Source organism: Actinomadura sp. NPDC048032 (assembly GCF_040653175.1).
In the GTDB taxonomy this organism is placed as follows: domain Bacteria; phylum Actinomycetota; class Actinomycetes; order Streptosporangiales; family Streptosporangiaceae; genus Spirillospora; species Spirillospora verrucosospora.
Window position 1 is genome coordinate 1 of sequence record NZ_JBEZJP010000368.1, and the last position, 8,575, is coordinate 8,575.

Here is an 8,575-nt window from a genome sequence, read left to right on the forward strand (position 1 = left end):
ATTTTTTTTTGGTTGTTTCTATTTCTTCTGTGGGGGTTTCTTCCTGGGTGCGGGCGGCCCGCCCACCCCCCGGGGGGGGGGGGGGGGGGGGCCGCCCCCCCCCGGGGGTGCGGGCCCGCAGGAATGGTTACGGAGTGTGAGAGCCGTTTTGGCTCTCTCGGTTTTGGCTCTCTTGGCTCGTTGGCCCCTCTATAGGGGGCGGTGGAGCCAAGTGGTGGAGCCGAGTCGTGGTCCAAGTCGTGGACCAAATCGACCCCGGTTTGGTCACTGTGCGTGGTTGTCGGGGTGGTGGTCGGGGAGGTAGTAGCGGGCGGCTTTGGTGCTGCCGTGGCGGGTGATCAGGTCGTGGCTGCGCATGGCGGCCAGCCACTTTTTGACGGTGCTCTCGGGCTTGTCCAGGGCGGTCACCAGTTCGTCGCGGCGGGCTCCGTCCGGGCCGCGTTCGGTGAGCAGGTCCAGGATGGTGCGGGCGGCGTCGTCGGGGACCTTGATGGACTGGTTGGCCTTGACCAGGTCGGCCAGCGGGATGCCCTGTTTGGGCGGTTCGGGCATGTCGCGCAGCCGGGCCTCCACTTCGGCCACCAGCTCACCAGCGAGCCGGTCAACGGCGTCGTGGTCGCCCGGGTCCACCCCGAACCCGTCCCCGCCGGAAGCGGGCCGGGCAGCGGTGGGGCCGGGGCCGTCGTGGCCGGGTGTGTGCCCGCCCGTCCCGCCACCGGACCGGCCGCCGGTGTGGGCGGGGGTGCGGTGCCGGTCGGTGTAGCCGGGCAGCTTGGCGGCGATGGCCGGCTCCAGGGTGGCGACCGGCGCGCCGCGGCGCTTGGCGAGGTCTTCGACGGCGTTCAGGTCGGACAGGTCGCGGACGCGTCCGGCGGTCCAGGTGTTCTCACCGTCCACCACCAGCGCGACGCCCTTCACGCCGCGGGCGTAGGTGGCCATGTTGGGCATGCCGGCGCCTTCCCAGTCCTCGATGGCGTTGCCCATCTCGCTGGCGCGCTTCATCCGCAGCACGATGCGGTAGTCGGCGTTGGCGTTGGGGTCTTTGGATCCGGTGTACTGCTGGACGCCACGCTGTGAGGCGGTCAGCAGTTCCACCCCGGCCGAGCGGCCCCGCCGCCAGATCTGCTCGACGTGCTCTTTGGCCTCGTAGGCGATCGGTGAGTGCATCCCGGTGAGGGTGTCCAGCTCATCGACGAACACCAGGATGACCGGCTCTTCGGGGCTGGGGATGTGGTTCTTGCCGCCGCTGTCCTTCGAGCGTTCTTCGACCACCGTGCGCGCCCACCGCAGGATGGCCAGCGCCTTCTTCTCCTCTCCGATACCGGCGTCGGCGTCCAGGGCCGGGCCCCAGAACCGGCCGATGGTGCCCTTGCCCAGGTCGATCCCCCACACCAGCACATCGGTGCAGGTGGTGGCCTGTTCGATCAGGTTGTTGTAGAGGGTGGTCTTGCCGCTGCCGGTCGGCGCCACGATGAAAGCGTGGTGGCCGCCCTCGTGGTCGAAGAGGGTGACCGTCATGTCGTTGCCGGTGTCGGGGTCTATTCCGACCACCAGCGGCGTTCCCTTGATCGAGCGCCGGGCGGCGGCGATCTGTTCGCGGGAGGCGGGCACGGTGGCGCGGTCGGGGTGGGCGGGCATCGCCGGGTGCAGCACGGGGCCTTCCCAGGGGTCGGTCATCTGGACCAGGACGCGGATGATGCCGGCGTGCTTGTCGTCGGTGGTGATGCGGACCCGTTCGGCGGGCAGGCCGATCTGTGCGGCGATGTCTTCGGCCAGGCCTTTGCCGTTCCCGGCCAGTTGGCTGGCGCGCTTGTTGGTGGCGCGGACATCGACGCGGAACCGGACCCCGAGCCGGGTGTCGTCCATGCCGACCAGGCGGGAGCCTTCCAGCCCTGCGGCGGTGGCCAGCCCATCCCACTTGAGTTGCTCGCGGGCCCATGCGCGCCGCTGTTTCAACACGTCGGACCAGGTATAGGCCGACCACGTCACCGACGCGGAGACGGTGTAGGCCAGCAGGGTGTGCAGGTTGACGATGCCCAGTTGGGCGGCGGTGGCCAGCCAGGCGGGGATCCCTGCGGCGGTCGCGGCGACGGTGGCCGAGTAGCGGGGGCTGGCGTGCTTTTTGTGGGTGCCGACCCAGGCGGCCAGCGCCGCCGGGGGCGCGAACGCTCCCAGCATGAGCGGGTCAGCGCCGGTCTGGTGGCCGATTTCGCCGAGCGGATACAGCACGGCCAGGGCGTTGGCCAGGCCGCGGGTGTCGGGCGAGCGCGCCACCCATCGGCCATAGCCGCGGACGGCGGTGAGCGCGAGGGCCCCGGCGGTGGGTCCCTCACGGCGGGTGCGGTTGCGGTGGGCGGCGTCCCGCCAGCTGGTGGCGGAACGGTGCTGACGAGTGCGACGCGCCATCGAGGCAGCCTCCTCCAGGGTCGAGAAAGGGGCACGGCCCCGGCCGGGTGGCCGGGGCCGTGAGAGACACAGCAGGAACACGGACGGGAGCGGGCGGGACCGCAGCGGGGCGCGGCCCCGCCTGGTCAGGCGGCGTCTTCGCCGGTGAACTTCATCCCGCGTGCGGCGATCTCGCGGGGCTCCTCGAACAGGTCGGCGAAGGTGGACGCGGCGCGGTTGACCGCAGTGGCGGCCTCTCCGACGCCTTCGGAGACGGCGTCCAGCGGCGCGGTGACCTGGGAGGGCAGGCCGAGCCCGGACACGTCGGCGGCCCATTCCTCCACCTGCTTGGAGAAGGAGCGCAGCGCGTCGGCCAGGGTCACGCAGGTCTCCAGGAACTCGGCATCGGTGGTCGGCTTCTCCAGGTCGATGTGGAAACCCGAACGGCTGGTCATGGTCCTCCTTGCGGTCGCGGCGGTCTCGCCGGTCTTGGGCCCGCCGGTCCCGCCGCGGCCGGTCGGGCCGGGGGCGGGGTTACGCGGCTTGAGCGTGTAGAAGTCGTCGTCGTGAACCACCGAGCTGATGAACGGGTCGGGAACCTGGGGGGCACCCGGCGCGGCCCCCGCCGAGGGCCCCGGCGGGGGCAGGGGGGCGGGCCCCGGCTGGGGCTGGGGCGGGTGGCCCCATGCCGGCGGCGGCCCACCCGGGCCAGGGGCGGCGGGGCCCGAGGCGGGCCGGTCTGGCTGGACGCGTCGGATCGGCGGTGTGCTACCGGGCGGGTCGTCGCTGGCGGCCCGCTTGTCCCAGCGGCGTTCGGCGAGTTTCACCGCGGCGTTGCGGGTCTTGCGGGCGGTGGCGGCGAACGCGGCGCCGGTCTTGTCCCCGGCGCGGCCGGAGTAGTGCACGATCGCGGTCTTGGGCGACTTCCACCCGGTGGCCTTGTAAGCGGAGGTGCCCGCGTTGCGGACGGCGTCCCGGCCGGTCTTGGTGCCGCCGGTCAGGACCAGGAAGATCACGGCCCCGCCGATGATGGGATCGACCACGGGCGATCACTCCCGCACCGTCAGGCCGCGGACGTGTCCGTCCGGGGTGAGCGCGAACCGGTGCCCCTCTCGGCACCGCCACATCTCCACACCGCCGGACCCGGCCGCCCCGGCTCCGTCCCCGCTGTCGGGGCCGGTGTCGACGGTGGTGGCGGGGTCGCCGCACACCGGGCACACCGGCCCGTCCGCCGCTGCCTCCTGCTCCGTACGGGCCGTGCGGGTGGGGGCGTTGGTGCGGGGCTGGGGGGCGGTCGCGGCGCTGATCGCGGTGAAGGCGATCGGCAGGCCGGTGAAGGTCAGGGCCGCCACCAGCCACGGCGCGCCGAGCCACACGTGCATGAGCACGATCGCGGCGCCGTACATGGCCAGGTCGACCGGGCCGGGGCGGTGCTTCCACATGCGGGCACCGAACCGGCGGGCCCGCGGCCAGGCGCCGGGGGTGAACAGCAGCATCCCGGCCGATGCGTTCCCGGCCGCGCCCTTGACATTGGAGCCCAGGTTGCCCAGCCAGTTCGAGATCTGGCCCTTGAACACCAGCTGGTCCAGCAGCAGTACGAACGCGCCGGACGCTGCGAACTCCCAGCCCTTGAGCGACCGGGTTTTGAACCCGACGATGACCACTCCGGTCAGGAACGCGAACATGATCCACTTGCCGACTTCCATGAGTTGGAATCCCTTCGAGTGCAGGCAGAACAGGGCATGAGCAGGCCGCCCCGGGGCGTATGGAAGCGGACCGGGGCGGCGACGGACAGAGGAAGGACAGGGAGGGAGGGCCCCGGCGGCGGGCGTCCGGTGCCGGGGCGGGGGCTCAGACGGTGGCGGCGGGCTGATCGGCCGGGGCGTCGCGCAGTTCTTGGTAGCGGGCGGCGACCCAGCCCACTGACCAGCCGCACCGCTCGGCGGCGTTGCGCACCGACATGCCGGCGTCGTAGGCCGCGGCCACCACCTGGCGGGCCCGGTCCTCGGGCAGCTTGCCGGTGACCGGGCCAGCCGACAGCAGCGCGCGGCGTTCACGCTCGGCCGCTTCGGCGGCCTGCCGCTCGGCCTGACGCCGGGCGTGTTCACGCTCGCGTTCACGCTGCTCGGCTTCGGCCTGCTGCCGCTGGCGTTCACGCTCGGCGCGTTCACGTTCCTGTTCGGCGCGTTCACGCTCGGCCTGCCGCTGGCGTTCGGCGGCTTCGGCGTGCTGGCGTTCGGCACGCTCGGCGTGCTCGCGGCGCTCGGCGTCCTGGCGCGCCATGGCGGCCTCGTGCTCGCGTTCTTCGCGGGCCAGTTGCGCCTGACGTTCGCGTTCCTCATGGGCCCGCTGCCGCTCGACTTCGAGGCGCTCGGCGGCGGCGTGCTCGCGGGCGGTCAGCGCTTTGGTGATGGCTCGCCGGTAGGCCAGCCCAGTTTCGGCGGTCACGATCAACAGCAGCGGCGCCACCGCGTGCACCGCAACCCCGACCATGTCCCTGTCCAGGGCCGATTCGGCGACGTTGAGCGACAGCGTCATGGTGCCGGTCATCCACCGCAGCGCGGCGGGCCACCGGCCCCCGTCCTGGCCCAGGCGGGCCAGGACCGAATCAAGCCGGACCACGATCACCACGGCGGCGTCCACCACCAGCGGCAGAATCGGCGCCGTCCAGTCCCATCGGTCGGGGGTGTGGGCCCGCATCAGCGGGGTGACCGTCAGCACCGAGTAGAGCATGGCGCCGAACACGATCAGCCACGTCCCCGCCGACAGCGCACGCTCGGCTGAACGGATCTGATCGGCGTTCACCGGACCGTTCACCGCGCCGGGGTCCGGCGTGAACGGGGCACGGTCGGCCTTGAACGGCTCGCGGGTGGGCGCGAACGGGGCGGGGGTCCGGGGTGAACGCGCCCCGGCGGGTTCGGGGCCGGTGTTCACCCGGGCGGGGGACATCGGGGCGGCGTTCATGGAAGCGGTCTCCTTTCACCGCACCGCCCCCGGAGCCGGGGCGGCTCGGGAGCGGTGCGGGACGGGTCGGTCAGGGGCGCGGGCCCCGCGGACGCCTCACTCGCGTGAGGTCTGATCACCGGGCGGCGTGCGGGGCGAGGTGCGGGTAGCGGTTAAGGCGGTGTGGCGCGGGCCGGGCGTGTGCCGCAACCGCTTGTGCAGGGCACTGAACGCCGCCAGCGCGGCAAGCCCGGCCAGCATCACCGCGGCGGCCCGGTCGATCGCGGTGAAGTGCGTCAGGACCAGCCACACCGCCCCAGCGGCGATACCGGCGAGCATGAGCACGTCGATCAGCCCGAGCCGGGCCAGGATCTGCCGGGGGCTCATGCCACCACCCCGAACCCGCCCGGCTCCGCCGCCGTGTCCGGCTCGGCGGGCCCGGCCGGGTGGTCGACGGGGTGGGGCGCCAGTTCCTCCAGCGGTACCCAGCACGCGCCCCACACGCCGGTGGCCGGGTCGGGCTCGGTGCCGTCGTAGACCAGCGCCCACGGCTGGTGGCAGGCCGGATCGTGCACCCAGCCCAGCACCACCAGCGGCGTCGTGCCCCCAATGAGGTCGTCGTACCAGACCAGCGAGCCGGGCGCATACCAGCGCCGCACGATCCGCCGACCCGCCCCCGGCCCGATGCCGCGGGCCAGTTCGTAGCGATCGGCGAGCCACTGCCGCGCGTCGCCGCACATCCCGACGACCGCGGTTAGTGCCAGCGCCACCAGCAGCGCCGTAGCGGCCTGCCGGGGCGGAACCTGCGCGAGGACCGGTGCGGCCAGCGCCGCACCGATCAGGACGAACCCGCTGGCGAACGCGGTACGGGTCAGGGTGCGGCGGCGGTCGGCGTCGCGCAGCGCTGCCAGGTCGTCGGCATCGGGTCCGCTGGGGCCGGGGGCGGGGAAGAACGGGACGGGTTCGGGCATGGGACAACTCCTCTGCTGAGAAAGGGGAAGCGGGAGGGACGGAGGTCAGGCGGCCCAGAGGTCGCCGGGGTCGCCGATGCGGCGGGCCTGGTGGGCCAGGCTGCGGGCGGTGCTGCCGGACACGTGCAGCCGGGCCGCGATGGTGTTCACGCCGCCGCCGGCGGCCAGGATGCGGGCCGCGGCCAGCACGCGCTCGGTATGGGTGAGAGCGACCGGGCGGGTACCGCTCGCGGCGATCTCGATAGCGATCGGGTCCACGATCCCGTCCTCGGGCAGCATCAGCGGCCCGGCACCGGTGCCGGTGGCGGCCGGAGCGTCGGCGAGGCGGGCGACGGTCAGGTCAACGCTCATAGCAGGCGTCCTTGTCGAGTCGAAGAGGAAAGGGGCACAGGCCGGGCCCGCCGCTGGCGCGGCGGGCCCGGAGAGCCCGGAGAGAGGAGAGGGGCGGCGGGGTGCGGTCAGGCGGCGTCGCGTTCCCAGTCGCTGGCGCACCCCAGGCAGCAGCCCAGCCGCCGGGGCAGCACGTACCCCACGTCAGTGCGGCACCGCGGGCACGTGCGCCGCGCCGCCCGCGCCTTGGCCAGCGCGACGCGCTGCGCGGGACTCGGGGTGCGCTTCGGCAGCGCACACCGCCGGTCGTACAGGTAAGCCACCCCCTGGCCGCGCCACCGGTGCCACAGCACTTGCGCCACCACGTGGCCGCCGGGGCGGAGCCCGGCGGCGGCGAGCTGGCGGCGGGTGGCCAGGTGCGGCGGCGCCTGCCGCCACGGATAGGTGGGGATGCCGTAGCGGTCCCCGCACGGGTCCCAGAACTGCGCCGAGCTACGGCGTGCCATCGGCGGGGTGCCCAGTCGTCGGCCGGGCCGGGTGCGGGGTGGCGGGAGTCCAGCGGTGTCCGCACCCGCACCGGCACCGGCCACCGGGCAGCACCCGAATGCTGTGGACACTTCCGCAGTTGGAACACCCGCCCGTCACGCCGGTCATGGCGCTGGCGGTGCAGGTGGGGCCGGTCGGGATACGGAGCGGGCCGGTCACCACGACCGGCATCGCCTTCGGGGTCGTCATCGCGCGCAGCGCTCCCTTCTCCCCCTGGCGGGGGATCGGATGACGAGGGGTCCGGGCGTCTGGCACCGGGTGAGACGGCCCCGCCCCGCCGCGACCCTGTCGCAGCGAGGCGGGGCCGCCCGGACTCGATGTCAGAGACTCGACGTCAGTTGCAGCACCGGGCCGCGTCGGCGGGGGTGTCGTCGGCCGTGCCGCACTTGGGGCACTCGTTCCAGGTGCTCACGGCGATCACTTCTTCTTCCCGGTTCTGGCGTCGTAGGCGTCCCGCATGCTCTTGGGCTCGCCGTTGGGCCACGTCGAGGACTTGCCCTTGGTGGGGTTGTCGGCCATCGTTGGACCTTCCTTCCTGTTGGGAGGGGCCCGGGACGTCACTGCTTGCCGGCGTCGGCGTCCCGGGTCTTGGGGGGAACTCTGGGGGGCCCTAGCCTTCGGCCGGGCCGGTCAACACGACGTCGATGTAGCGGCGCACGCCGCTGTCACGCCGGTTCGGGTAGGGGGCTGAAACCTCGCCGACCGCGCAGCGATCGCCGGGCAAGTCGGTCAGCGGGCCAGCCAGCGCGGTCACGTCGCCGGCGTCGCCGGACAGGCGCACCTTGACCAGTCGGGGCCGGTGCTCGCTCACCGGGCGACCCCGGCGGCCGCGGTGTCCAGCGTCCGAATGATCGGCGACAATCGCGCTTCCAGCACGGCCGCCAGCCGCTTCACCGCCCGCTTGGCGTCGCGGACGTCCAGGTCCGGGGCGTACAGCGGGCGCCATAGCTCACCAGTTGAGATCGTGAACAGCAGCAGGGTGCTGGTCAGCATCGCCGGGCACCGTGCCACCGCGTCGTCGTAGGGCTCGCTGTAGCCGCCGTTCCAGCGGTCCCACTCGGCGAACCCCCGAACGCCGGCCAGCGCGGCCGGGCGGGGAACAGCCAGCTGAACGCGGGCGATCAGCGAACCGTCGTGCTCGCTAGGGGCGAAGGTCACCGACTGGACGCGTTCGGCCGTCCAGTCCAGGTAGGGCGGCGACATGACCGGGGACGTGGCAACCTCCCACGCCCCCCGCGAGAACATGCCAGGGTCAGCGGACGCCAGCTCACCCCAGTCGGCGAACCGGCCGACATTCTGACGAAGGTAGGCGCCGTACCGGCTCACCCCGTCCGACGCCCGCTCACGGTCATCGATGTCATGGAATCGGAACATCACCTGTCGATCACTCCCGTTCGATC

11 protein-coding genes are annotated in these 8,575 nt (G+C 73.0%); 1 reads left to right on the forward strand and 10 read right to left on the reverse strand.

Annotated features, from left to right (window positions below):
* Positions 1-264: 264 nt before the first annotated feature.
* From AB0C69_RS32995 to AB0C69_RS33030, 8 genes are all read right to left on the reverse strand, one after another.
* Positions 265-2,406: a hypothetical protein gene (locus tag AB0C69_RS32995; RefSeq protein WP_360358841.1), complete on the reverse strand. Its 2,142-nt coding sequence runs from the start codon at positions 2,404-2,406 to the stop codon at positions 265-267.
* A 125-nt stretch (positions 2,407-2,531) separates the two neighbouring features.
* Complete coding sequence (locus AB0C69_RS33000; RefSeq protein WP_360358842.1) at positions 2,532-3,428, reverse strand: hypothetical protein; 897 nt, start codon at positions 3,426-3,428, stop codon at positions 2,532-2,534.
* Positions 3,429-3,434: 6 nt separating this feature from the next.
* A complete protein-coding gene (locus AB0C69_RS33005) occupies positions 3,435-4,091 on the reverse strand; it encodes a hypothetical protein (protein ID WP_360358843.1) in 657 nt (218 codons plus the stop codon).
* A gap of 145 nt (positions 4,092-4,236) precedes the next feature.
* Positions 4,237-5,349: a hypothetical protein gene (locus tag AB0C69_RS33010; RefSeq protein ID WP_360358844.1), complete on the reverse strand. Its 1,113-nt coding sequence runs from the start codon at positions 5,347-5,349 to the stop codon at positions 4,237-4,239.
* Between the two features lie 96 nt (positions 5,350-5,445).
* Complete coding sequence (locus AB0C69_RS33015; protein WP_360358845.1) at positions 5,446-5,715, reverse strand: hypothetical protein; 270 nt, start codon at positions 5,713-5,715, stop codon at positions 5,446-5,448.
* Positions 5,712-6,299 carry a hypothetical protein gene (locus AB0C69_RS33020; RefSeq protein ID WP_360358846.1) on the reverse strand — a complete coding sequence of 196 codons (588 nt, stop codon included), beginning with the start codon at positions 6,297-6,299 and terminating at the stop codon, positions 5,712-5,714. Before AB0C69_RS33020 ends, AB0C69_RS33015 begins: the two co-directional genes overlap by 4 nt.
* A gap of 45 nt (positions 6,300-6,344) precedes the next feature.
* On the reverse strand, positions 6,345-6,650 hold the full coding sequence (locus tag AB0C69_RS33025; protein ID WP_360358847.1) for a hypothetical protein: 306 nt from the start codon (positions 6,648-6,650) through the stop codon (positions 6,345-6,347).
* Between the two features lie 107 nt (positions 6,651-6,757).
* A complete protein-coding gene (locus AB0C69_RS33030) occupies positions 6,758-7,135 on the reverse strand; it encodes an RRQRL motif-containing zinc-binding protein (protein ID WP_360358848.1) in 378 nt (125 codons plus the stop codon).
* Positions 7,136-7,254: 119 nt separating this feature from the next.
* Here AB0C69_RS33030 and AB0C69_RS33035 point away from each other — a divergent pair, with 119 nt between their 5' ends.
* On the forward strand, positions 7,255-7,407 hold the full coding sequence (locus tag AB0C69_RS33035; protein ID WP_360358849.1) for a hypothetical protein: 153 nt from the start codon (positions 7,255-7,257) through the stop codon (positions 7,405-7,407).
* Between the two features lie 378 nt (positions 7,408-7,785).
* On the opposite strand, the gene AB0C69_RS33040 is transcribed toward AB0C69_RS33035, so the two are convergent.
* Together AB0C69_RS33040 and AB0C69_RS33045 are read right to left on the reverse strand one after the other, a co-directional pair.
* Positions 7,786-7,986, reverse strand: coding sequence for a hypothetical protein (locus AB0C69_RS33040; protein ID WP_360358850.1), 201 nt, complete (start codon positions 7,984-7,986; stop codon positions 7,786-7,788).
* On the reverse strand, positions 7,983-8,575 hold a 593-nt coding region (locus AB0C69_RS33045), incomplete at its 5' end, for a hypothetical protein (protein WP_360358851.1). The genes AB0C69_RS33045 and AB0C69_RS33040, both read right to left, overlap by 4 nt.